The sequence below is a fragment of the Polaromonas sp. P1_E3 genome, from assembly GCF_056405935.1.
Genome location: NZ_JBFUBD010000013.1, coordinates 1 through 23,940 on the forward strand (window position 1 = coordinate 1; position 23,940 = coordinate 23,940).

At 63.0% G+C, this 23,940-nt stretch carries 24 protein-coding genes; 13 read left to right on the top strand and 11 right to left on the bottom strand.

From position 1 onward, the window contains the following. The first annotated feature begins 150 nt into the window (after positions 1-150). Positions 151-426, top strand: a complete 276-nt coding sequence (locus AC1D0Z_RS04250) for a septum formation initiator family protein (RefSeq protein WP_477657002.1) — start codon at positions 151-153, stop codon at positions 424-426. A 31-nt stretch (positions 427-457) separates the two neighbouring features. After that, positions 458-964, top strand: a complete 507-nt coding sequence (locus tag AC1D0Z_RS04255; RefSeq protein ID WP_477657003.1) for a hypothetical protein — start codon at positions 458-460, stop codon at positions 962-964. Between the two features lie 39 nt (positions 965-1,003). Here AC1D0Z_RS04255 and hslO read toward each other — a convergent pair whose 3' ends face one another. Both hslO and AC1D0Z_RS04265 read right to left on the bottom strand, forming a co-directional pair. Next, positions 1,004-1,972, bottom strand: coding sequence for an Hsp33 family molecular chaperone HslO (gene hslO, locus AC1D0Z_RS04260; RefSeq protein WP_477657004.1), 969 nt, complete (start codon positions 1,970-1,972; stop codon positions 1,004-1,006). Positions 1,973-2,143: 171 nt separating this feature from the next. After that, entirely contained in the window at positions 2,144-2,668 is a 525-nt protein-coding gene (locus tag AC1D0Z_RS04265; RefSeq protein ID WP_477657005.1) for a gamma carbonic anhydrase family protein, read from the bottom strand. A 143-nt stretch (positions 2,669-2,811) separates the two neighbouring features. Here AC1D0Z_RS04265 and AC1D0Z_RS04270 point away from each other — a divergent pair, with 143 nt between their 5' ends. After that, positions 2,812-3,630 (top strand): ferritin-like domain-containing protein, encoded by an 819-nt coding sequence (locus tag AC1D0Z_RS04270; RefSeq protein ID WP_477657006.1) that lies wholly within the window; start codon positions 2,812-2,814, stop codon positions 3,628-3,630. Between the two features lie 119 nt (positions 3,631-3,749). Beyond that, complete coding sequence (locus AC1D0Z_RS04275) at positions 3,750-5,036, top strand: class I SAM-dependent methyltransferase (protein ID WP_477657007.1); 1,287 nt, start codon at positions 3,750-3,752, stop codon at positions 5,034-5,036. Between the two features lie 248 nt (positions 5,037-5,284). Here AC1D0Z_RS04275 and AC1D0Z_RS04280 read toward each other — a convergent pair whose 3' ends face one another. The 3 genes from AC1D0Z_RS04280 to AC1D0Z_RS04290 form a co-directional block, all read right to left on the bottom strand. Next, a complete protein-coding gene (locus tag AC1D0Z_RS04280) occupies positions 5,285-6,277 on the bottom strand; it encodes a Bug family tripartite tricarboxylate transporter substrate binding protein (RefSeq protein ID WP_477657008.1) in 993 nt (330 codons plus the stop codon). A gap of 189 nt (positions 6,278-6,466) precedes the next feature. Further along, complete coding sequence (gene xerD, locus AC1D0Z_RS04285) at positions 6,467-7,369, bottom strand: site-specific tyrosine recombinase XerD (RefSeq protein ID WP_477657009.1); 903 nt, start codon at positions 7,367-7,369, stop codon at positions 6,467-6,469. Between the two features lie 88 nt (positions 7,370-7,457). Beyond that, positions 7,458-8,438: a tripartite tricarboxylate transporter substrate binding protein BugE gene (locus AC1D0Z_RS04290; RefSeq protein ID WP_477657010.1), complete on the bottom strand. Its 981-nt coding sequence runs from the start codon at positions 8,436-8,438 to the stop codon at positions 7,458-7,460. Between the two features lie 110 nt (positions 8,439-8,548). Between AC1D0Z_RS04290 and AC1D0Z_RS04295 the strand changes: the two genes are divergently transcribed. Then, positions 8,549-9,454 (top strand): AEC family transporter, encoded by a 906-nt coding sequence (locus AC1D0Z_RS04295; protein ID WP_477657011.1) that lies wholly within the window; start codon positions 8,549-8,551, stop codon positions 9,452-9,454. 80 nt (positions 9,455-9,534) lie between these two features. Here the strand turns inward: AC1D0Z_RS04295 and queG are convergent, their stop codons facing one another. After that, positions 9,535-10,587 (bottom strand): tRNA epoxyqueuosine(34) reductase QueG, encoded by a 1,053-nt coding sequence (gene queG / locus AC1D0Z_RS04300; protein ID WP_477657047.1) that lies wholly within the window; start codon positions 10,585-10,587, stop codon positions 9,535-9,537. 15 nt (positions 10,588-10,602) lie between these two features. Here queG and tsaE point away from each other — a divergent pair, with 15 nt between their 5' ends. From tsaE to AC1D0Z_RS04315, 3 genes are all read left to right on the top strand, one after another. Next, positions 10,603-11,091 (top strand): tRNA (adenosine(37)-N6)-threonylcarbamoyltransferase complex ATPase subunit type 1 TsaE, encoded by a 489-nt coding sequence (gene tsaE / locus AC1D0Z_RS04305; protein ID WP_477657048.1) that lies wholly within the window; start codon positions 10,603-10,605, stop codon positions 11,089-11,091. Then, on the top strand, positions 11,088-12,476 hold the full coding sequence (locus tag AC1D0Z_RS04310; RefSeq protein ID WP_477657012.1) for an N-acetylmuramoyl-L-alanine amidase: 1,389 nt from the start codon (positions 11,088-11,090) through the stop codon (positions 12,474-12,476). The genes tsaE and AC1D0Z_RS04310 overlap by 4 nt, the downstream gene beginning before the upstream one ends. Before the next feature lie 188 nt (positions 12,477-12,664). After that, positions 12,665-12,880, top strand: coding sequence for a glycine zipper 2TM domain-containing protein (locus AC1D0Z_RS04315; protein ID WP_477657013.1), 216 nt, complete (start codon positions 12,665-12,667; stop codon positions 12,878-12,880). A gap of 57 nt (positions 12,881-12,937) precedes the next feature. Here AC1D0Z_RS04315 and AC1D0Z_RS04320 read toward each other — a convergent pair whose 3' ends face one another. The 4 genes from AC1D0Z_RS04320 to AC1D0Z_RS04335 form a co-directional block, all read right to left on the bottom strand. After that, positions 12,938-13,432 (bottom strand): aromatic-ring-hydroxylating dioxygenase subunit beta, encoded by a 495-nt coding sequence (locus AC1D0Z_RS04320; protein WP_477657014.1) that lies wholly within the window; start codon positions 13,430-13,432, stop codon positions 12,938-12,940. Continuing rightward, complete coding sequence (locus tag AC1D0Z_RS04325; RefSeq protein WP_477657015.1) at positions 13,429-14,760, bottom strand: SRPBCC family protein; 1,332 nt, start codon at positions 14,758-14,760, stop codon at positions 13,429-13,431. Before AC1D0Z_RS04325 ends, AC1D0Z_RS04320 begins: the two co-directional genes overlap by 4 nt. Positions 14,761-14,839: 79 nt before the next feature. Further along, positions 14,840-16,690, bottom strand: coding sequence for an AMP-dependent synthetase/ligase (locus AC1D0Z_RS04330; RefSeq protein WP_477657016.1), 1,851 nt, complete (start codon positions 16,688-16,690; stop codon positions 14,840-14,842). Positions 16,691-16,819: 129 nt separating this feature from the next. After that, positions 16,820-17,473 carry a DedA family protein gene (locus AC1D0Z_RS04335; RefSeq protein WP_477657017.1) on the bottom strand — a complete coding sequence of 218 codons (654 nt, stop codon included), beginning with the start codon at positions 17,471-17,473 and terminating at the stop codon, positions 16,820-16,822. Between the two features lie 189 nt (positions 17,474-17,662). Here AC1D0Z_RS04335 and mutL point away from each other — a divergent pair, with 189 nt between their 5' ends. The 4 genes from mutL to AC1D0Z_RS04355 all read left to right on the top strand — a co-directional run bounded on the left by mutL (position 17,663) and on the right by AC1D0Z_RS04355 (position 22,386). Then, entirely contained in the window at positions 17,663-19,588 is a 1,926-nt protein-coding gene (gene mutL / locus AC1D0Z_RS04340) for a DNA mismatch repair endonuclease MutL (RefSeq protein ID WP_477657018.1), read from the top strand. Positions 19,589-19,620: 32 nt separating this feature from the next. After that, positions 19,621-20,577 (top strand): alpha/beta hydrolase, encoded by a 957-nt coding sequence (locus tag AC1D0Z_RS04345; RefSeq protein ID WP_477657019.1) that lies wholly within the window; start codon positions 19,621-19,623, stop codon positions 20,575-20,577. A 102-nt stretch (positions 20,578-20,679) separates the two neighbouring features. After that, a complete protein-coding gene (locus tag AC1D0Z_RS04350; RefSeq protein ID WP_477657020.1) occupies positions 20,680-22,011 on the top strand; it encodes an ammonium transporter in 1,332 nt (443 codons plus the stop codon). Positions 22,012-22,038: 27 nt separating this feature from the next. Next, positions 22,039-22,386 carry a hypothetical protein gene (locus AC1D0Z_RS04355; protein WP_477657021.1) on the top strand — a complete coding sequence of 116 codons (348 nt, stop codon included), beginning with the start codon at positions 22,039-22,041 and terminating at the stop codon, positions 22,384-22,386. Positions 22,387-22,429: 43 nt separating this feature from the next. Here the strand turns inward: AC1D0Z_RS04355 and AC1D0Z_RS04360 are convergent, their stop codons facing one another. Continuing rightward, positions 22,430-23,188 carry a DeoR/GlpR family DNA-binding transcription regulator gene (locus AC1D0Z_RS04360; protein ID WP_477657022.1) on the bottom strand — a complete coding sequence of 253 codons (759 nt, stop codon included), beginning with the start codon at positions 23,186-23,188 and terminating at the stop codon, positions 22,430-22,432. A gap of 98 nt (positions 23,189-23,286) precedes the next feature. Here AC1D0Z_RS04360 and nudK point away from each other — a divergent pair, with 98 nt between their 5' ends. Next, positions 23,287-23,934: a GDP-mannose pyrophosphatase NudK gene (gene nudK / locus AC1D0Z_RS04365; RefSeq protein WP_477657023.1), complete on the top strand. Its 648-nt coding sequence runs from the start codon at positions 23,287-23,289 to the stop codon at positions 23,932-23,934. The last annotated feature ends 6 nt before the right edge of the window (positions 23,935-23,940 follow it).

Consider the following 23,940-nt stretch of genomic DNA (forward strand, 5'->3'; position numbering starts at 1 on the left):
CTACAACCTCAAGTAGATGGCCCCCACGCTCGTCGCTTCGCGTGCCTACGGCGGTTCGCTGCCCCTTTCCTCACGTATGGGGGCGCGTTTTTTCTTGGGGCGGCCCGGCGAAAAAACCTTGTCCTTTAATCATCACCCTCGAGCATAGGCATGGGAAAGCGACTCGTCCCCGCCATCCTGATTGCGCTGTTGGCTATCTTCCACGCGCAACTCTGGATCGGCCGGGGCAGCATTCCCAGCGTGCGCGACATGCAGCACCGGCTCACTGAGCAGCTCGCCAAAAACGTTCAGGCGCAGGCTGCCAATGACCAGCTCGCCGCAGAAGTCCGGGACCTCAAGGAAGGGCTCGAAATGGTCGAGGAGAAGGCCCGGATCGAGCTAGGAATGGTCAAGCCGAATGAAATTTTCGTGCAGGTGACCAAGTAAGCCCCTGGCATCCAGCCTGCGAAAGTACCCTGTGCTGAAAATTGCTGTTACCGGCGCTCCTCTCACCGGGAAGAGACAGCTTGCCGATGCGTTGGCCTCTGCCTTGAAAACCTCGGGGCATGAAGCCACGGTGGCCGTGACCGATGCCGAATTCCTTCCCGCCGAACTCTGCAGGTTTGAGCTGACACTGCTAATGGGGCTGGAAGATGCGCCGTTGCGGGCGGCCCCAACCGCCGTTGAAAACCGGCAACTTCAACAGGATGCCGATCTGTCGATACGTGCCGCCCTGTCGCAGGCAGGCATTCCCTATCGCGTGATGTACGGTCCCGCGGACCAGCGTCTTGCCCAGGCGCTGGAGGCCGCGCAAAGCCTGCGCTCTCGCGCCCCTGCTTTGGCGCAAAGCCCATCCGGCATTTCATCCGGATCCGGAGAAAGCCGGAAAGCCTGGACCTGGGCCTGCGAAAAATGCAGCGATCCCGTCTGTGAGCACCGCCTGCTCAGCGACCTGCTGGCAAAGCGCGCCGCCGCAATCGCTTGAACGCTTGAGGCACTCATGGCCGCAGCGCGGCTCGTGACGCTATTGCACGGTCGAGGTAGGCGGTTGCTGGTTGGTCTGGCTGGTGAAAAGCTGCGCTGCATCGACCGGGTCAAACTCGTACTGCGCACCGCAAAACTCGCACCCAACAGCGACCTTGCCGCGCTCGGAAATGATGCTTTCGATCTCGTCCGTCCCCAGGCTGCGCAGCATGTTGCCCACGCGGTCACGCGAGCAGCTGCAGGCAAAGCTGGGTACCGAGGGTTCAAACCGGGTGACCTGCTCCTCCCAGAACAGGCGGCGCAGGATGGTGTCTGCATCCAGGGTTAACAGCTCTTCTCGCTTGAGCGTGCCGGCCAGCATGGCGATGCGTTTGTAGTCCTCGTTCACGCCGATCTGGTCTTCGTTGGCGTCACGGTCAATCGTACCTTCCAGGTTGCCCTGGCCCTTCACCGGCAGGCGCTGGATCAGCAGGCCAGCGGCGACCTTGCCGTCGGCGGCCAGAATCAGTTTGGTGTCGAGCTGCTCGCTTTGCAGCATGTAGTGCTCCAGCACTTCGGCCAGATTCTCGATTTTTTCGTGATGGTCGCCAAAGAGCGGAACCACGCCTTGATAGGCTTGCTGCCCCGGCAGCTTGTCTTTGGGGTCCAGGGTGATCGCGCAGCGGCCCTGGTTGCCCACATTGACAAGCTGGCTGAGCGAGCTGCCCGCGTCGACCGTGCCGGTGACCGTGGCTGTGGCACGCAGCGTCAGGTCGGGCTGCACCTCGGCCACGGCCAGTTTGACCGGGCCGTCGCCAAAAATTTGCAGGATCAGCGCACCGTTGAACTTGATGTTGCTTTGCATGAGCGCCCCCGCGGCCGTCATTTCGCCCAGCAGCTGCATGACCTCGGCCGGGTAGCCACCACCCGCCTGCCTTCGCTTGAGGATTTCCTGCCAGGAGTCGGTCAGGCGAACCAGCATGCCGCGAACCGGCAGGCCTTCAAAGATGAATTTATGCAATTCAGACATTAGGCCCCCACGCTTTTCACTTCGCCTTCGGCTCCGTGTAATGCGCTGCCCCCCGAGGGGGCGCTGCGCCTGCGGCCCGGCAAAGCCGGTTCCGCGGCCCCTGCTGGAATGGGAACTCCGACGCTAGCGCTCTGTGGGTATTTTTTGGATTTGATCATGCTTAAGTGCTGTTCAGGCGATTTTCTTGAGCCCGGCCTTGTAGCGCTGGGCATTTTCTATATAGTGCTTCGCGATCATTTTTAAACCCTCGATCTGCTCGGGGGAAAGCTGCCTTATCGCCTTGGCGGGGCTACCGATGATCAGGGAACCGTCCGGGAATTCCTTGCCTTCGGTGACGACAGAGCCCGCGCCGACCAGGCAGTTTTTTCCGATCTTCGCGTGATTGAGCACCACTGCCTGGATGCCGATCAGCGAGCCATCGCCGATGGTGCAGCCGTGCAGCATGACCTGGTGGCCCACCGTGACGTCTTCGCCGAGGGTGAGGGGCACGCCCATGTCGGCATGCAGCACGCTGTTGTCCTGGACATTGGTGCCCCGGCCCACCGTGATGGTTTCGGTGTCGCCCCGGATCACCACGCCAAACCAGACACTGCAGTCTTCACCAAGCCGTACATCGCCTATCACCTGGGCGTTGTCCGCTACCCAGGCAGATGCAGGCACATCGGGGGTCAGCTTGTCCAATTGGTAAATAGCCATGCGTTCTCACTCAAATTCAGGCAAAGGCCACACAACACGAAGAAAGTGGCACCGATGCCTCATTGTAAGGAGGCCTGCTTCCTGCACCCCGGGGGCGCCGCGGGCACCCGGCCGGCGGCGGCAGCATCAACGACAATGGCGCCATGACGGCAGATCTCACGGCTTTCACAGAACTGCGCCAGCAAGCGCTGCAGGCCTTGCTCACCACAAATCCGGAGCAAAAAGTGCTCCTGACCCAACAGACACGTGCGCAAGCAGCTACTATTTTGATAGCAACGGAGCTGCAAATTCCCGCACCGCCTTGCGTGCCCGGTTGCCCGGAACGGCCCGAGCTGCGCTCCCACCTCGACGTCCCCAAGCGCTCACCTTTCACCCACGAAGGATTGGCGGCGCTGCTCCATGCCGTCACCCATATTGAGTTCAACGCCATCAACCTTGCCCTGGACGCCATCTGGCGTTTTGCCGGCATGCCGCGCGCCTACTACCTCGACTGGCTGCAGGTGGCGGCCGAAGAAGCCCATCACTTCAGCCTGCTGCGCGCTCACCTGCAAAGTATGGGTTACGACTACGGCGATTTCCCCGCGCACACGGGCCTCTGGGACATGACGGCCAAAACCGCCGGCGACGTGCTCGCGCGCATGGCGCTGGTGCCGCGCACACTGGAAGCCCGCGGCCTGGATGCCACCCCGCCTATGCAGGCGAAACTGCGCAAGGTCGCAACGCCCGACGCGCTTCGGGCCGTCGGTATCCTGGACATCATCCTCGCCGACGAGATTGGCCACGTCGCCATCGGCAACCACTGGTACCGCCACCTGTGCACCCAGCGCGGCCTGGACCCCGTCGCAAGTTATGCGATGCTGGCCCGGCAGTACGAGGCGCCCCGCATCAAGGGCCCGCTGAACCTGGACGCCCGGCGTCAGGCGGGTTTTGACGAAGCCGAGCTTGCCGTCCTGGGCCTGTAACGCTATTTAATTAAGCCCAGTCAGAACTGGTTCCAAGACGCGGCGAATTCCTACGCAGGAAGGCGACAAGGATTTTCGGGAGACGCTAGACTGCAAAACTCTTGAAAAGGAGTTTGCGCATGATCCGGCATCTCGTTCCAGACATTCCCTCGCAAATGCCGCGTTTGCCCGCGGACATCGCCTTGCAGCTCCCGCAGGGCCAGCGCCTCGGAGAACCCAACGCTCCGGTCAAGCTCGCGTTTTCCCACTGGTCCTCTATCGCCCGCCTCAAGGCCGGCCAGATTGGCGCCCTGGCAGAAGAGTATGTTGAGGGCAAACTCCAGCTGGAAGGCGCCATGCGCGACGTGATGCGCGCCGTCACCAAGCTGCTGCCCGGCAACCCCGTACACAGCGACACCGGCTGGTGGTCGGCCCTGCTGCACCGGGCCAAATCCATGGCGCACCACACCCATGCCCGCGATGCTGCGCAAATCCAGTTCCATTACGACGTGTCRGATGCCTTTTACGCGCTCTGGCTTGACCCCCGGCGGGTTTACTCGTGCGCGTATTACCGCGATGCCTCCATGTCGCTGGCCCAGGCCCAGGAAGCAAAGCTTGACCACATCTGCCGCAAGCTCATGCTCAAGCCGGGCGAACGTTTCCTGGACATAGGCGCCGGCTGGGGTGGATTGCTGATGTGGGCGGCTGAACATTACGGTGTCGACGCCACCGGCATCACCCTGTCGAAAAACCAGCACGCGCACGTTCAGCGGCTGATCCAGGAAAAAGGCCTGGAGGGGCGCGTGCGCATGGAGCTGCGCGACTACCGCGACCTGCCGGAAGACCAGCCCTTCGACAAGGTATCGTCCGTCGGCATGTTCGAACACGTGGGCCATGCCAACATGACCGCCTACTTCCAGAAAATCATGCGCCTGCTGGCCCCGGGCGGGCTGGTCATGAACCACGGCATCACGGCCGGCGGCCTGGAAAATCGCCAGCTCGGCGCCGGCATGGGGGAATTCATCGAGAAATACATTTTCCCCGGCGGAGAGCTGATGCATGTCAGCGCCGTGCTGGAACACATGTCTCGCGCCGGGCTTGAGATGGTCGACACGGAAAACCTGCGGCCGCATTACGCCCGCACGCTCTGGAACTGGTCGGATGCCCTGGAGGCACGGCTGGACGATGCGCGGCAGGTTCTTGCGCGGGACGGCGGCGCATCGCGTGCCGAAAAAACCCTGCGTGCCTACCGTCTGTACCTGGCCGGCAGCGCCATGAGCTTCGAGCAGGGCTGGATATCGCTGCACCAGATGCTGGCGGCGCGGCCTTCAGGCGATGTGCACAGCGCAGCCATGGCCGGCGCCCAGTCTGCCTACCCGTTCAACCGGGGGTATATGTACACCCCCGTCCAGGCTCACTCCGTGTAGCCTGTTCCCCCCTCAAGGGGGCGGCGCCTGGGGCCGGCGAAGCCGGACCCTCGGCCCCCACTGGTGAATACCCCATTCAACCGAACATATATATACACCCCCGTCCAGGCTCACTCCGTGTAGCCTGTTCCCCCCTCGAGGGGGCGGCGCCTCGGGCCGGCGAAGCCGGACCCTCGGCCCCCGCTGGTGAATACCCCCGGTGGTTATACCGTTGACTCTTCAACTCAGCCGGCGCCCGGGGGCGGCGGTCACTCGGCCTTGATGTTGGCGGCTTTCACAATACGGGCGTTGCTGGCGGACTCGCCGGCGATCTGGCGGGCGAAGTCTGCCGCGCTGCCTCCGGTGGGAACGTTGTCGGCATCCAGCAGCTTTTTGCGCAGCTCGGGCGTGCGCAAAGCCTGGTTGATCTCGGCATTGAGCCGCAGCAGCACATCCGGCGGCGTTTTGGCGGGCGCAAACACACCAAACAGCGACGTCAGGTTGGCAGGCGCGAAGCCCAGCTCGGCAAAAGTCGGGACCTGCGGCAGGGCTTCCACCCGCGCTGGCGCACCCACGGCAAGCGGCCTGAGTTTGCCCGCCTGGATATGTTGCATCACGACGCTGCTGAGGTTGGTGGAAATGACCTCCACCTGCCCACCCAGTGCGTCGGTAAGCTGCTGGCCGCCGCCCTTGTAGGGTATGTGGGTGAGTTCAACTTTTGCGCCCTGGCTGACCTGCTCCAGCACGATATGGCCCACCGTGGCGAGTCCTGACGTAGCCCATCGCACGCTGCCTGGCCGGTTCCTGGCCGCGGCCAGAAAATCCTTGAAATCCGTGCCGGCGAATGCGGGCGTGGCCAGCAGCACCACCGGTGAATACATCACGCTGGCCACGGGAGCAATATCCCGGGCAGGGTCAAAAGCCTGCTTGCCCAGGTGAGGATTGAGGGCCAGCGGGCTGATGGACGAAAACCCTAGCGTGTAGCCGTCGGGTGCGGCCTTGGCGACCGCATCCATGCCGATGCTCCCGCCGGCCCCGCCGCGGTTTTCAACCACCACCGGCACGCCCAGCTGCTGAGCAAGCTTTTCGGCCAGCGCCCGTGCAACACCATCGCTGATGCCGCCTGGCGGGTACGCCACCACAATACGGACCGCACGCGCCGGCCATGGGGCCTGCGCGATTGAAAACGAAGGGAGCGTGCAACCGCACAGCGCAAGCAAAGGCAGCGCAAGCAGGCGGCGGCGCGGTGGTGTCAATGGCATGAATTTTCCTGATGTGGTGTTGCCGGTATTTTGCGGCAAGCACAGGCTGATCGGTTCGCAGCCGCGAGTAGGGTCCGTGAGAGTCTTCCTCGCCAGCAGGGGCCGCGGAACCGGCTTTGCCGGGCCGCAGGCGCAGCGGCCCCCTCGGGGGGCAGGGAGTACACGAAGTGAGCGACCGTGGGGGCGAAATCAGCCTCTGGGGTGATGCTGCGCATGCAGCGCTTTGAGCCGCTCGCGTGCCACATGGGTATAGATCGTGGTGGTGGAGATGTCCGCATGGCCCAGCAGCATCTGCACGGCGCGCAGGTCAGCGCCGTGGTTCAGCAAATGCGTGGCAAACGCGTGGCGCAAGGTATGCGGAGACAGCGGCGAATTGATGCCGGCCAGCCGCGCATATTTCTTCACCAGCATCCAGAACATCACGCGGCTCATGCCCTTGCCGTGGCCGGTGACAAACAGGTCATCCGTCTGCTGCCCGCCCAGGATGGCCGGCCGGGCGTCGGCGAGATATTTCACAATCCATTCCCGAGCCACCTGGCCGAAGGGCACCAGCCGCTCCTTGCTGCCTTTGCCCATGACGCGAAGCACCCCTTCGTTCAGTCCCACATGAAATGTCTTGAGGCCCACCAGCTCGCTGACGCGCAGGCCGCTGGCGTACAAAAGCTCCAGCATGGCGCGGTCCCGCTGGCCCAGCGGCGTGCCGTCGTCGGGTGCGCCCAGCAATGCCTCAACCTGGGCTTCGCTCATGACTTTGGGCACGCGCAACGCCTGCTTCGCCGACTGGAGCTTGAGCGTCGGGTCCGCAGCAATCAGGCGTTCACGCAACGCCCAGCGAAAGTAGCGCTTGAATACTGTCAGGCGCCGGTTTGCGGACGTTGCCTTGGTCGAGGTGTGCCTGGCCGAAAAATAGCGGTTGAGGTCGCCCTCCGCCGTCTCGTCAAGCTTTCGCCCACCCTGCTCTTTCGCTCCCAGCCAGCCAGCGTAAAGCGACAGATCGCGGCGGTAAGCCGCCAGGGTGTTTTTGGACAGCCCGTCCTCCAGCCACAAGGCGTCAATAAACCCATCAATGCTGGACTGGCTTTCTGGCTGCATGGGGTGACCATAACAAAAAAGCCGCCGCACATTTGAATGCGCGGCGGCCAGTCTGCAGTTTCGCTTCCGGCAAGCCGGATTCCCAGTCTTATTCGAGTTTGAGCTTGGCGGAATCAACCACCTTTTTGTACACGTCGAATTCGGCCTTGATCTGCGCCGTGAACTGCTCAGGCGTATTGGCGATGATGAGCGAGCCGGTGTCCTCGATCCGCTTGCGGATCGCCGGATCTTCCAGCGATTTCTTCACGCCGGCGCTGACCTTGTCGACCACTTCCTTCGGCAGCCCCTTGGGGCCGATGATGCCGTAGTAGGCCATGCGGTTCACAGGCTCCAGGCCCACTTCCTTGAAGGTAGGGATATCCGGCAGCACGGCCAGGCGCTGCGGCGCGGCCACCACAATAGGGATCAGGCGTTTTTGCTGGATGAATGGCAGCGCTGACGGCAGGTTGTCGAAAATCATCGGGACCTGTCCCGCCACGGTATCGTTCAGGGCGGGGCCCGCACCGCGGTAGGGAATGTGCGTCACGAAGGTGCCCGACATGCTCTTGAAGAGCTCCATCTGCAGGTGGCCGATGCCGCCAGTGCCTGAAGACGAGTAGGAGTACTTGCCCGGGTTCTTCTTGAGCTCAGCCACAAACTCCTTGTAGTTGCGCGCCGGAAAGCTCGGGTGTACCGCAATGATGTTGGGCGTTGCCGCGATATTGATGATGGGCGTGAAGTCCGTCAGTGTGTTGTACGGAATCTTGGCGTTGATGGCCGGATTGGCCGCGGTGGTGGACACCGTGGCCACGCCCAGCGCATACCCGTCAGGAGCGGCGCGGGATGTCTCAAGCGCGCCCACGACGCCGCCGCCGCCAGCACGGTTCTCGACGATCACGCTTTGGCCCAGTGCCTTGCCCAGGGGCTCGGAGATGACGCGGGCGACGATATCAGTGGTGCCGCCGGGCGCGAAGGGCACCACCAGCTTGACCACCTTGTTGGGATAGCCCTGCGCCAGAACGGGGCCTGCGGCAGCACCCAGCGCAAGCGCGGACACCACGGAATAGGCAAACAAATAACGACGTTGCATGTTCAGTCCTTCAATAAAAACAGCAGAAATGGTAATCGCAACATCCGTGCCCTGCAGTTGTGGATTACGCATAAGGGCAAACCCGAAGGGATTGCGGTTATTCTCGGCGAGTGAACTACGCGCAGCTTCTTTTTCCCGACTTTTCCCTCATCGTTTGCGGCTACCTTGTCTGCCGCTACACCGCCCTCAACCGCACGGTATGGGAGCAGGTGGAGAGCCTCGTTTATTACTTTTTGTTTCCGGTCCTGCTCTTCCACTCCATCGTCAAGAGCCCGCTGGACCTGGGCGCCGCGTCCAGCCTCATCAGCGCCGGCATCCTGCTGGGGGTTGCCGGTATTGCGATGGCCTACAGCCTGCCGCACCTGCCATGGCTGGGCAGGCACATCGACTCGCGTGAGCACGCTGCCAGCGCGCAGGTGGCGTTTCGCTTCAACTCCTTCATTGCGCTGGCTCTGGCCGACCGGCTGGCGGGCAGCCAGGGCCTGCAGCTGATCGCCGTGCTGATCGGCGTGTGTGTTCCCCTCTTCAACGTGGCGGCGGTGTGGCCCATGGCGCGGCATGCCCAGCGCGGTTTCATGGGCGAGCTGATGCGCAATCCGCTGATCCTGGCCACGGCCACAGGCCTGGCGGCCAACCTGCTCGGCTTTACCCTGCCTGTCTGGCTCGAACCCACGGTGACCCGCATTGGCGCCGCCTCGCTGGCACTGGGCCTGATGGCGGCAGGCGCCGGCATGCAGTTCGGCCACCTGTCGCAAGCCAAAACGCTGGCAGTGGCCGTGCTGTCGATACGGCATCTGTTGATGCCGCTCGTGGCTCTGGGTCTGTGCAAAGCCTTCGGGCTGTCGCCCGTACAAAGCACCATCCTGCTGGCGTTTTCCGCCCTGCCGACAGCTTCCAGCGCGTACGTGCTGGCGGCGCGCATGGGCTACAACGGGGGTTACGTGGCGGGCCTGGTGACCTTGTCCACCATCCTGGGCGTAGTCAGCCTGCCGTTTGCGCTGGGTGTGCTGCGTTAGAACGAAGCTGGTTCGTTGCTATTGATTTAATAGCTGCTTGCGCACGTCGTTAAAGGGCTGCGGGCCAATTTCATTCAAATTTACTGAGCGAGAGCCCAGGCCACATGCTCCCGCACCAGCTCGCTGGGAGAGGCGGCATGCATTTGCAGGGCTTCGCGCAGGGGCTTTGCCGCCTCGGGATCAAGCACACGCAGGGCATTGCCCATGGCCACCGCAATATTGCGCAGCCAACGTTCATGGCCGATCCGCCGTATGGGGCTGCCTTCGGTAAACCGCAGGAATTCCGCCTCCGTCCAGCCCAACAGGGTGATGAGCTGCTGCTCCGTCAGACCCTTGCGTTCGTCAAAATCCGGCAAGGCGCTACGCTGGGCGAACTTGTTCCAGGGGCAGACCAGCTGGCAGTCGTCACAGCCGTAGATCCGGTTGCCCATCAATGGGCGAAGCTCCAGCGGAATCGCACCCGCATGTTCGATCGTGAGGTAAGAGATGCAACGCCGCGCATCCAGTTTGTGGGGCGCGATGATTGCCTGCGTGGGGCATATATCGATACAGGCCTGGCAGGTGCCGCAGTGTGGTGTCACTGGCTCGCTGGGCGGCAGGGCAATGTCGACGTAGATTTCCCCCAGGAAGAACATGGAGCCCGCTTCCCGGTTGAGCAGCAAGGTGTGCTTGCCGCGCCAGCCCTGCCCGCTGCGGGCCGCCAGCTCGGCTTCCAGCACGGGTGCTGAATCAGTGAAAGCCCGGTGGCCCAGCTGGCCGACATGGCCGGAGATGCGTTCGCTGAGTTTTTGCAGGCGGGTACGCATGATCTTGTGATAGTCGCGGCCGCGCGCATACACCGACACGATGCCTTCGGCCGGCCGCTCCAGCCGGCTGAACTCAAGGGCTTGCCATTCGCCCGGGGCGGCGGCTGTCGAGGCGGGCAGGTAGTCCATGCGTGCCGTGATGACGCTGACAGTGCCCGGTATCAGCTCGGCCGGCCGGGCCCGTTTGAGCCCGTGCGCCGCCATGTAATGCATGTCACCATGGAAGCCCGCGGCCAGCCAGGCCGATAATCCTGGCTCGGCCGACGATAAATCCACACCGGCCACGCCAATTTGCGAAAATCCAAGCTCGCGCGCCCAGGTTTGAATTTGAGAAACGAATTGATGACTGTTCAAAGAATTGCTGGCGGGCACCCGCTGATTGTAAAAAATATTCGCTGGCCCGACGAGGCGGCCACGGCGGCATTCGCACAAACACTGGCGGGTCATCCCGCCATTGGCCGCGCCCTCATTGAGCTTCAGGGCGACCTTGGCGCCGGCAAGACCACCTTTGTGCGCCACCTGCTCAAGAGTTTGGGTGTCGAAGGCCGCATCAAAAGCCCCACGTATGCGGTGGTCGAGCCCTACACTCTGCCGAAGATGAATATCTGGCATTTTGACTTCTATCGCTTTAACGATCCGCGCGAGTGGGAAGAGGCGGGGTTACGCGACATCTTTGCCAGCACAGGGCTCAAGCTGGTCGAATGGCCGGAAAAAGCCGGCCCGCACCTGCCGCAACCTGATCTGCTGCTCCACCTGGAAGTCCTGCCGGACGATACCCGTGCAGTGACCCTGACGGCGCACACGCCTACGGGCGCGGAATTGATGGCATGAAGAGCCAGCCCGTCACCCGCCGCAGTGCCCTGCAACTGGGCAGCGTGGTGTTGCTGCTGGGCGTGCAGCACATCGCGCGCGGCGCGACCATCGTGGCAGTGCGCGTCTGGCCGTCCAAAGATTACACGCGTCTTACCATCGAGTCTGACGGCGAGATCAAGGCGAAGCAATTCTTCATCGCCGACCCGCCGCGCCTTGCCGTTGACATGGAGGGCATAGACCTGATCCCCGCACTGCGCGAACTGGTGGCCAAGGTCAAATCGGACGACCCGAATATCTCGGGCATACGCGTGGGGCAAAACGCCCCTGGCGTGGTGCGGCTGGTGATTGACCTCAAGCAGCCCATCCAGCCGCAGGTGTTCACCCTGCCGCCTGTGGCGGCCTATCAGTACCGGCTGGTGTTCGACCTGTACCCGACGCAGGTTGCCGATCCGCTCGAGGCCCTGATCGCCGAGAAGCTCGCCGACAGGCCACCGGGCGCGGCGGCCGCGCCTGCCAACGACCCCATCGCCGACCTGATCGCTCGGCAGTCCGGCAAGCAGGCCGACAGCAGGCCGCCACCGGCCGCCGCGGAAAAAGACAAGGACAAGGCCCACGGGCCAACTTCCAGCCCTGCCAGCCCGGGCGGCGCCAAGACCTCTCCCGAAGCGGCCATCATCGCGAAGAACAAGACCGACCGTCTCGTCATCGTCGCGCTGGACCCGGGCCATGGCGGTGAGGATCCCGGCGCCGTTGGGCCGGGTGGCACGCGCGAGAAAGACGTGGTTCTGCAAATTGCCCATCGCCTGCGCGACCGTATCAACCAGCAGCCCAATATGCGCGCCTACCTCACGCGCGACGCCGACTTCTTTGTGCCGCTGCATGTACGCGTGCAAAAAGCGCGGCGCGTGCAGGCCGACCTCTTCATCAGCATCCATGCAGACGCATTTTTTACGGCACGGCCGCAAGGTGCCAGCGTGTTTGCACTCAGCGAAAAAGGCGCATCCAGCAGCGCCGCACGCTGGATCGCCGACAAGGAAAACTCCGCCGACCTGGTGGGCGGCATCAACGTCAAGGCCAAGGACGCCCAGGTGCAGAAGGCCCTGCTGGACATGAGCACCACCGCGCAAATCAATGACAGCCTGAAGCTTGGCAGCGCCATGCTGGGCGAGATCGGCAATGTCGGCAAGCTGCACAAACCGAAAGTCGAACAGGCCGGCTTTGCAGTGCTGAAAGCGCCTGACATTCCGAGTGTGCTGGTGGAGACCGCGTTCATCAGCAACCCCGACGAAGAAGCCAAACTGCGCAGCGATGAATACCAGGTGCAGCTGGCGGATGCGCTGATGCGCGGCATCACGCGCTACTTCGCCAGAAACCCGCCGCTGGCCCGCAACCGGGCCGTGTAAACACCCCACCATGCGCGTCAGCGCGCCGAAATTACCCAAAAGGACCGCAGCAAACCGACACAGCGCGGCAACCTTCTCCTACAGCGCCCACCTGCCCAGCTCCCTACAGTGAAGCAACAGGCAAAGCCCGGTGTCACACAACGTGACACCCATGGCAAGAGTCTGAAACTCTGAAAAAGGTGAACCACATGAACACGAAACTGATGATGTCAGCAGTCGCAGCGGCAGCCCTTATTGGCCTGGCCGGCTGCAGCACCAGCCCGACCAACGCGCAAATCGGAACCGGCGTTGGCGCTGTGGCGGGTGGTTTGGTGGGCAACGCCGTCTTCGGCAGCACCCTGGGCACCGTGGGCGGCGCAGCAGCGGGCGCCGTGATCGGTAATGAGGTCGGGAAAAAACGCTGACCGCGTAACCCCGGCAACCCGTGCCGGAGTGGTGGCCCCTGCCATCTCCGCTATCCTTTACACCGGATAGATCAGAGAGTTGAGGATCATCTCGCTGTCATAGACACAAAGACGGCTCCTGAATTTCAGGAGGCCGTCTTTTTTGATGAGTTCATCAATATAGCGCCCGACGTTGTAGACCTCGCTCACGCCGCCCGGCTTGGTGCGGAACACCGCGTAGTTGGCCTCGGCCCTGACGGCATCGCCTTCCCCCGAAAGGATGCGCGCCGGGCTGATGATGTGGCGCATGTAATAGGGCCCGTGGTAAATCGTCTGGGTGATGCCGTACACACGGTCTTTCATCATGCCCCGGCTTTCCAGCGCCATCAGCGCCAATGGCAATCCGCGGTCAAAGTTCTCCCGGGCCTGGACTTTGTAGCTGCCTTCCTCCACAAAAAATTCCGGCCACGCATCAAAACGTTTTTCGTCCAGCACCGCAGCGTAAGCCGCATTGAGCTGGTCGATTTCCAGTTGCAGTGCCAGGCGCTGCAGCGCTTGTTCGCTCAACGTCATAGACCCATGACTTTCTTCCAGTAGGCATACATGCTGCGGATCAGGGTTTCCGTGACCATGTGCTCCGTCATCTCGGTGTCTGTGCCGCCCAGCTCGCACAGCGTTGAGCCCGTATCGCCGGCCTGTGCAAAGCCGGCCTGGCTGAACTCAATCACTTCACCGTCGTCCGCACTCACAAAGCCGGCCGGGCCGAACAGGTTGGCCTGGCGCAGGCGACGTTCTGTCATCTCGGGCGTGTCGTCGGCAAAACCAAAATGCGTCCAGATGAAATCAAACTCGCCCTGCCCGCGCGGCACGATGTGGCGGGTGCTCAGCGAATTGACCTGCTGCTGGATGATCAGGCTGGGAAACAGCGTGATCATGGTCACGGTCGGCGTGATGTCGCTGCCCGGGCGGGATGGATCGGGCATCTTCCACCAGGGCTCGGGCACCACGTCAAGCAGGCGGTCGTCATGCAAGGCCATGTTTGCCTTGAAAGAAGTCACGCCCTCAGTCACGGCGGCGTTTTCCCCGCCTTCGTTGCGGCGCGAGATCATCACGGCATGCCGGCCCTGCCCATCCATCACCATGCGGCTTTTCTGGTCAGCGCGCCAGAGGCCGAAGGTGACAAACCAGGTGTGCAGCAAGCCGGGGTGATAGGGATCCTTGATGTTTTCCATCATCAGCTTCCAGTTGCCCGGAATGCGCTGGCGGTTGTAGCCGAGCAGCGTCAGCTTGCGCGCCCCTTCAGGCCCTTTGAAGATGCGGTCMAGCCACGGCATGACCTGCGGGCCGAGGTAGTCTTCCAGCGGCTCTGTTTCGTCGCTGAAGGTGGCAAACACCAGGCCGTGCAGCACCGCCACACGCAGCTTGGTCAACCCGTGGTCCTTGAGCTCGAAATTATCAGGCATGCCGCCGTTGACGCACTCGCCTTCCTTCACCCCGTCCTTGAAAGGCRGCCCCGCCAGATCACCATTGAGCTTGTAAGTCCACTGGTGGTAAGGGCAGACAAAGCTCCGCGCATTGCCCTGCTGGTTCTGACAAAAACGCACCCCGCGGTGCGCACAACGGTTTTCAACAACGCGTATGCCGTGGTCGGTGGCCCGGTCCTTGGGCGCGATGCGGTCGCGCACCATCAGCACCTGCCGTTCGCCGACATGGCTGAGCTTGTAGTCGCCCACATGGGGAATTTCGGACTCCAGGCCCACATAGCACCAGTGCGCACCATAAAAGATCTTTTCCAGCTCACGCTGGTACAGCTGCGCATCGGTGTAAACCCAGAACGGCACGCGGCTGGAGCCGGGTTGCGTCCAGCGGGACAGTTCAGCGGGTGAAAGCGGCGCGTTCATGGTTCCTTGCCTGTTGATAGGTGCAGCCATAAATAATACGCTTACTTATTAATTTTCGCGACCCTCGGCAGCACAGGGTTTATGCGGATACCCGGGGCTTTGCGCCAGGCAGGTACAGGCCGTCGATTTCGCGCGCATAACGGGCCATCAGGTTGTTGCGCTTGAGCTTGAGCGTGGGTGTCATCAAGGTGTTCTCGGGCGTCCAGGATTCCCGCGTGAGGTACACGGCACGCGGCGTTGCGTAGCGTGCGAAGTCCTTCGTCCGTGCGGCCATGCGCTCCAGCGCAAGCTGATGGACGGCCGGCTGGTGCAGGCTGGCCGGGTCCTCGGGGTCCAGTCCCAGCGCTGAGGCCACACGCCGCCATTCGGCCGGATTGACCACCGCCACGCAGGCAATGAAAGGGCGATTCTCACCGACCACAAAGGCCTGGTCGAACAGGGGGTCGGCGGCAATGGCCACCTCAAGGTCTCCCGGCGGGACTTTTTCGCCGGTCGACGTCACGATGATTTCCTTCAGGCGTCCCATGATGCGGATGCGTCCGCCATCGATCACCGCCTGGTCTCCGGTGCACAACCAGCCATCATGGGTCAACACGCGAGCCGTGTCTTCGGGCCGCTTCCAGTAGCCCTTCATGACCAGCGGGCCACGCACCTGCAGCTCCTGGTTGGCACTGATGCGCACCTCCACGCCCGGCAGTGCCCGGCCCACCGTGGCCGGGTCGTTGTCGTCCACAGCATTGCCCGACACCACGGGCGATGTCTCCGTCATGCCGTAGCCCTGCAACAGCGGCAGGCCCAGCCCCAGAAAACAGCGCGCCACCGCATGCGACAAGGGTGCGCCGCCGCTTACCGCCACCCGCACGCGTCCGCCGAACTGCGCCCGCAAGGTGCCGGCTACCAGCCGCTCCAGCAAGGGCCACGCCAATGAATCCAGCCAGGACCACCTACTCTTTTCGCTTTCCGCCAGAGGCAGGCCCTGCGCGCGGCAAAACCGCCGCCAGCCAACGGACTGCGCCGCCGTGAACAGGCGTGTTTTAAGGGGCGACTGCGCCAGCGTTTCCTGCAGTTTGGCAAATACGCGCTCATAAATGCGCGGCACCGAAATCAGCACGGTGGGGCGCACGGTTTTCAGGTCCTCGGCCAGCAAAGGCACCGAACGCGCATAGGCCACACAGCTTCCGGCGGCAATCGGCAGGTAGTAACCGGCAGTCCGCTCAAACGTGTGCGACAGCGGCAGGAACGACAGGAACACATCGTCCACCGTCGGCACCACCAGCGACAGGATTGCCCGCACGTTGGAGACGATATTGCGGTGCGTCAGCATCACGCCCTTGGGTTTGCCCGTGGTGCCGGAGGTATAGACAATCGCCGCGAGGTCGTCGTCCTGCGGCGCGGACAACACGCCGGCGTAGCCCTCCCCCGCCGCCAGCCAGCCGGCTAATGACACAACCGCAACCGGCCCGCCGGCCCCGCTCAATGCCGCTTCGGGCGCGGCAACCACCACGCAGCGCAAGGCGGGCAAAGGTGTTCCCACAGCCTCAATGGCCCGCCACTGCGAAAGCGACGACACCATCAGCAGGGATGCTTCGCAGTCCGCCAGGATGTAGGCAATGCTGCCGGCGTTGTCAATGGCGTGCAGCGGCACAGGCACCAGCGCCAGGGACAGGGCCGCCTGGTCGATGCTCACGGCATTGAGTCCGTTGGGCAACAGGATCGCGACACTGGCATGGGCCGGCAATTGCGCGGCCGCCAGGGCGCGCCGCCACTGCGCTACCCGTTCGCTGGCCTCAGCCCAGCAGGTGCTGCGCCATTGTCCGGTGGTGGCATCGAATTCGCGGTAAGCCTCGGCTTCGGGGCTGTGCGCCACGCGAAAGGCCAGCAATTCCGGCAGCGTGTGCACCGCGGCAAGGTCCAGGGGAGAGATGTTCATTCAGGGTTTCCTGCCGGCCCGAATAGGCGGCACAGTCATTTTTTATCACGTGCACCGTTGCGCCCGGCTGCGTTGCATCAAGTCCATGCGACAGCGACCCTTTTTGGGCGAATGCGCATCAGCACATCTTCAGGCACCGGCGTTGCGGGCTTTGCGCCTGGCCTTCCAGGCGCCGAAAATCACGATCAGGCCGGGAATGAAAATCATGGCCCAGATGATTTTGTCAAGATGGGTTTTGACAAACGGGATGTTGCCGAAAAAGTACCCGACAGTAATGATGCCGCCAACCCATAGCGCGCCGCCCACAAGGTTGTACAGCGTGAACTTGCTGCGCGTCATGTCCGATACGCCTGCGACAAAGGGGGCAAAGGTGCGAAGAAAGGGCATGAACCGTGCCGCGATGATGGTGATGCCGCCATACTGCTCGTAAAACGCGTGGGCCTGGTCAAAGGCCTTTTTGTTGAACCAGCGCGAGTTTTCCCACTGGAACACCTTCGGCCCCAAGGCCCGCCCTATGCTGTAGTTGCACTGGTCGCCCAGAACAGCCGCCACAAACAGCAACGCAACGGCCACCGGAAAGCTCATCAGGCCGACACCGCACATCGCGCCCACCACGAACAGCAGTGAATCGCCCGGCAAAAACGGCATGACCACCACGCCGGTCTCCACAAAGATGATCAAAAACAGCAGCGCATACACCCATGCGCCATAGCTGGTGACAAAGGCTTCAAGATGCTTGTCGACATGAAGGATGAAATCAATCAGAAAAGTAGCTAGTTCCATGCGGGTGATTTTGACAGGTAAAAAAACCGGTAAAGCCGCGGCGACGCCATCGGGCTTCACGGTGTGCCCAGCTTCGCGGGCAGCCGGACAGACGCTTACAAATTGCCCCATTGAATCAGCACGRTGAAGCGCCGGGAACAGGCGCCTGCTGCGTTCGCCCAACAAGCCAAACCCGTAAAATCACCGGCAATGACTCTCCCCGACCGCCGCCCGATCCGCGAACTTCCCGATGAACTGATCAGCCAGATTGCGGCCGGTGAGGTGGTGGAGCGCCCCGCCTCAGTTGTGCGTGAGCTGGTCGACAATGCGCTAGATGCCGGGGCGACCCAGGTGACGGTGCGGCTGCTGGCCGGCGGCGTGCGGCTCATTGTGGTCGAAGACGACGGTTTTGGCATCCCTCGCGAGGAGCTCCCCGTCGCCCTGAGGCGCCATGCCACCAGCAAGATCGCCTCGTTGCAGGACCTCGAAGCCGTCGGCACCATGGGGTTCCGGGGCGAGGCGCTGGCGGCGATCAACTCAATCGCCGACATGAGCCTGCTGTCGAGAACCGCCGCCGATGAACACGCGTGGCAACTCGATGGCCGTACCGGCGAACTGAAACCGGCCGCGCGCAGCCGCGGCACCAGCGTGGAAGTACGTGAGCTGTTTTATGCCACGCCCGCGCGGCGCAAATTCCTGAAGACCGACGCTACCGAACTGGCCCATTGCATTGAAGCCGTGCGCCGCCATGCGCTGGTGCGCCCCGATGTGGGTTTTGCTATCTGGCACGAAGGAAAGCTGGTCGAGCAATGGCGCGCAGCGACAGGCGACAACGCCCACCAGCAGCGCCTGGCCGACGTGCTGGGCAGCGAATTTGTCGAGCAGTCTGTCACCGTCAGTTATGAAAGCTCGGCGCGCCGCGCCGACGGCCTGCCTGCCGTGCGCGTGTGGGGCGTCGCCGGCATTCCGGATGCCGCCCGCTCGCGTGCCGACCAGCAGTTCGCGTATGTCAACGGCCGTTACGTGCGCGACAAGGTGCTGACCCATGCCGCGCGCAGCGCCTATGAAGACGTGCTGCACGGCCACCGCCAGCCGGTCTACGCGCTCTATATCGAGATCGACCCGTCCCGCGTGGATGTCAACGTTCACCCGACCAAGATCGAAGTGCGGTTTCGCGACAGCCGGGAAGTGCACCAGGCAGTGCGCCATGCCACAGAAAACGCGCTGGCCGTACCGCGTTCGACCGCAACCGCCCAGACCGGCGCGGAGACAGAAGCCACGGCCATGTCACCCAATGGTTTTTTCGAGCAAAAAACGGCGTTTGCCCAACAGGGATGGGCGCAACCAGCTATTAATTTTGTAGCAAATGGCGGGCACCGGGCTTCCGACTTCGAAGCCATGTGGCCGGCATCGCAAGCCATCGCGCCCAACCGGCGCGATATCAGCGATGCCGCCCCGTACACCGATCCCCCGGCCGGAAATGGGATGGCGAACCACGCCGCGCCCGAAGGCGCCAGCGCCCTGCCCTCCGGCGACTGGCCGCTCGGCCGTGCCATCGCCCAGCTGCAGGGCATCTACGTGCTGGCCGAAAACACCCAGGGCCTTGTCATTGTGGACATGCATGCTGCCCACGAGCGCATCGTCTATGAACGCCTGAAAACCCAGATGGACGGTGCCGATGGCGCCGATGGCGCCAGCATCGTCAGCCAGCCGCTGCTGATTCCGGCCACCTTTGCCGCCAGCCCCCAGGAAGTGGCCACGGCCGAGGCCAACGCCCAGGCATTGGCAACGCTGGGCCTGGAAATCACGCCTTTTTCGCCCAAGACCCTGGCGGTGCGCGCCGTGCCCACCAGCCTGGCGCAGGGCGATGCGGTGGAGCTGGCCCGCAGCGTGTTGGCCGAGCTGGCCCAGCACGACGCCAGCACCGTCATACAGCGGGCCCGGAACGAGTTGCTGTCGACCATGGCCTGCCACGGCGCCGTGCGCGCCAACCGCAAGCTCACGCTCGACGAAATGAATGCCCTGCTGCGCCAGATGGAAGCCACTGAGCGCTCCGACCAGTGCAACCACGGGCGGCCCACCTGGCGGCAGGTCAGCATCCGGGAGCTTGACACGCTCTTCATGCGCGGACGCTGAACTTTCCGGCGCCCGGCGAATCATTCACTTGCATGAAACGCTGGCACCTCTTTACTTCTTTCCTGATGACGCTGGCGTTGCTGGCGGGCTGCGCCACCCTTGACGAAAAGCAGCGGGCCTGGATCTTTCAGCCCAGCGACCGCACCTGGAGCGGGGGCGCTGCCGCCGCTGTTGGCATGGAAGACGTCTGGATTGACTTCAACGCCGCTGGCGGCAACGGCAGTGGCGTCGACCACCCCGTCCGCCTGCACGGCCTGTGGCTGCCGGCAGACCCGCCTGATGCCGCAGGCAAAACCCCCGTGCTGCTGTACCTGCATGGCGCGCGTTACAACGTTACCGGCTCCGCGCCGCGCATGCGCCGCATGCAGGAGCTTGGCTTSTCCGTGCTTGGAATCGACTACCGCGGTTTTGGCAAAAGCACTTACGAGTTGCCATCGGAAACGTCGGCCTATGAAGATGCCCGCGCCGCCTGGGACTGGCTGGCCAAAAAATACCCTGACCGTCCCCGTTACATCTTCGGGCATTCACTGGGCGGCCCTATCGCCATTAACCTGGCCACGGAGGTGGCCGATGAAAGCGGCACGATTGTCGAGAGCACATTCACCTCCATCGCCGACGTGGTGAGCACATCCCAGTGGGGCTGGATGCCGGTGTCGCTGTTGATCACCCAGCGTTTCGAGGCCGTCCGCAAGGTCGGCAAGATTGGCTCCCCCCTGCTGGTGGTGCATGGCGGGGAAGACCGCCTGATCCTGCCGGACCTGGGGCGCAAGCTGTATGAAGCAGCCGCACAGCCCAAAATGTTCCTGCTGGTGCCGGGCGGTTCGCACCACGACACCAACCTGGTGGGCCAACCCCAGTACCGACAGGCACTGGCACAGCTGTTTCATATGGACAAGGGACTTGCTGAGGACACCCAGGCTGAGGCATTGCAGGTGGCTGGCGGCAAGCGTGCTCAAAAACAAGCCGAAATACTGCAGAACAAGGAATAATGCCCAAAAACGGGTATTTTTTACTTACCCAATATATGTAGCCGGATGTAACATCACCCTACGCATAACAGCTAATAACAGCTGAAGCAACGAGGGGAATGTATGAACCAAGTCCTGCCCATCCGCAGACCGGCTGCCTTCAGTGCACTGATCCCTGCACTGGCGCTTCTGGCGTCAGCCCCGCTTCATGCCCAGACCGCCGCCGCGGCCGCGGCACCCGCCGTTGCGAAATTCAATGGCGCGGATACGGCCTGGATGCTCATCTCGACCGTCCTGGTGCTGTTGATGACCATCCCCGGCATCATGCTGTTCTACAGCGGCATGATGCGGGCCAAAAATGCGCTTTCCATTGTGGCGCACACCTTTGCAGCCACCACGGTGGTCACACTGGTATGGGCAGGCATTGCCTACTCGCTGGCCTTCACGCCGGGCAACCCCTGGATTGGTGAMATGAGCCGCGCGCTGAGCGATGGGCTACTGGGTGCAAAAGTCGGCGCGCACGTTTCAGCGCCTTCCGTGCCCGAATCTGCTTTTTTCCTGTTCCAGCTGGCATTTGCCATCATCACCTTCGCACTGATCATCGGCGCGACGGTGGAGCGCATGCGCCTGAGCGCCACCATTTTCTTTGCGGCCTTCTGGACCATCCTGGTATACGCCCCCGTGGCGCACTGGATCTGGCAACCCACCGGCTGGCTCGCCAGCATGGGGCACATGGATTTCGCGGGTGGCACGGTGGTGCACATTGCCGCGGGCGTCAGCGGCCTCGTGGCGGCCAAGGTTGTGGGGCCGCGCAAGGGTTTCGGAACCGAACCCATGGTTCCGCACAACCTGCTGGTATCCATCATCGGGGCCGGGCTCTTGTGGGCGGGCTGGTTCGGCTTCAATGCAGGCTCGGCCTTTGAAGCCGGTTCGCGCGCCGTGGGCGCCTTGCTGGCCACCCAGGTGGCGGCCTGCGTCGGCGCGTTCATGTGGGGCATTTGCGAATACGTCCAGCGCGGCAAGTTCAGCGTGCTGGGCATGGCAACAGGCGCCATTGCCGGCCTCGTCGCCATCACGCCGGCATCCGGTTTTGTCGGCGTCATGGGTGCATCGGTGCTGGGCTTTGCAGGCGGCGTCGGCTGCTTCCTCGCCGTCACCCGCTTCAAGCGCGCCACAGGAATCGACGATTCTCTCGACGTATTTGCCCTGCACGGCGTGGGCGGCATTATCGGCACAGTCCTGACCCCGGTCTTTGCGCTCAAGGAAATTGCCCCCGTGACCGCGACCGTGATGACCAACCTGATGGGCGCCTGCGCTGTTGCGGCTTATGCAGGTGTGGCGACCTGGCTGATCCTGCTGGTGGTCAAGCCCCTTGCAGGCCTTCGCGTCACCGCGGCAGAGGAGGAACTGGGCCTTGACCTTGCCCAGCACGGCGAAATGATTTCAGGTGCGTGAGTTCCCCGCCATCAAGACACCTAAACCATGCTGTTAACCATGACACCGCCTGACGACTCCGATCTCATGGCCTACGCGGTGCGGATGGTCATCCCCATGAAGCGGGAGTTCGGCCGTTCGTTGAACGTCGATCAATTCCTGCACGACCTGCCGTACGCCACTGAAGTGATTCAGGAGGCGCTCAACAGCAAGGATGAGCGCCTGCGCAGCTATGCGGCCTATGCGCAGACCAAGATTTTCGGGCCTCGCAGCGGCAGCGAACCGTTGCTGTCAGCGTCCGCCGCAGCGGCTGCTGCTCCCGCAGCCAGTGAAACAGAGATCAGCGATGACCTGCGGGCCAAGGCCATCGCCCGGTACAAATCAGGCCTGCGCTGAACGGCCCKGCGCCCCGGCAGCGCCCTGATACCACCAAGCTTGGTCAGCCGGCCTTCACCACACGCACACCAGCACGTCTGGCACTGCTAATCCACGATGCTTGCGTGTCCCCGTGAACCACCACCGCCGACACATCGGCCAACGCCATGATCCGGCAGGCCGAAGCCGCGCCAAGTTTTTCGCCCGATGCCAGCAGCACCGTTTCCGAGGCACAGCGGTGCAGCGCCCGCTTGACGGCGGCTTCTTCGGAATCGCCCGTGGTCACGCCCGCCGACGCATGCACGCCGGTCGCCCCCATGAAAAACACATCAGCCCGCAGGCGGGATAGCTGCTCCATCAACTCGGCCCCCATGGCCACCATGGAGTGCCGGAAAAGCCGCCCGCCCAGCAGCTGAATTACAAGGTGGGGACAACGCGCCAGCTCCATCGCGACCGCCGGGCTGTGGGTAAACACCGTCGCGTGGAGGTCTTCGTTCAGGTGCCGCGCCATCTGCAGCGCGGTGGTACCGCCGTCGATGATCACCACCTGCCCAGGCTGGACCATGGCCGCCGCCGCCCGGCCGATGGCCTGCTTGTCCAGCGGCGCAATCCGCTCGCGCATCGCCACATCGCCCACGGCAGGAGAAGCAGGCAAGGCCCCGCCATGGACACGCTGAAGCTTGCCCGCCTGGGCCAGCTCGCGAAGGTCGCGCCGGATGGTGTCTTCCGAAATACCCAGTTCCTGGCTGACGGCCTTGGCAACCAGTTGGCCATCACGGTCAAGGCGCGTCAGCAGCAGGTGTTTGCGTTGGCTGGTCAGCATGGGGCTTCGGCTCCGGTTTTTGTCCAGGATGAAGTGGGATGGACAACTGCACGAAATGTCATAATAATGCACGATATTACACGAATCAAGCAACCCTCATGCGCCCTTCTTTCCTGATTCCACCACCCGCACAACACGTGCGCGTGCTCGGCGATGAACGCCTGTCCGACAACTGGTATGTGCTGCGCAAGCTCACCATCGAGCTGCGCCTTCGCGGCGGCACGTGGCAGCAGCAGACCCGCGAGGTTTACGATCGCGGCAACGGCGCAACGCTGCTGCTGTTCAACGCACGGCGGCAGACCGTGGTGCTGACGCGGCAGTTCCGGTTGCCGGCCTGGGTCAACGGGTGTGCCGACGGCATGCTCATTGAGGCCTGCGCCGGATTGCTCGACGGTGACGACCCCGAGACCTGCATCCGCCGGGAAGCGGCCGAGGAGACCGGGTTCCACATCCAGGCGCCCCACAAGGTGTTCGAGGCCTACATGAGCCCGGGTTCGGTCACTGAAAAGCTGCATTTCTTCGTGGCCGCCTACGAAAGCTCAGACCGCACCGGAGAAGGCGGCGGCATCGTCAATGAAGGCGAAGACATCGAGGTGATCGAGTTGCCGCTGGAAGAAGCGCTGGCCATGGTGCGCAGCGGCGCCATTGAAGACGCCAAAACCATCATGCTGCTGCAGCACGCAAAAATCACCGGCCTGGACCGCCTGCTCCCTCTGCGCCCTCCGTTCCCTTCTTCCGGGTCCTGAGTGCAT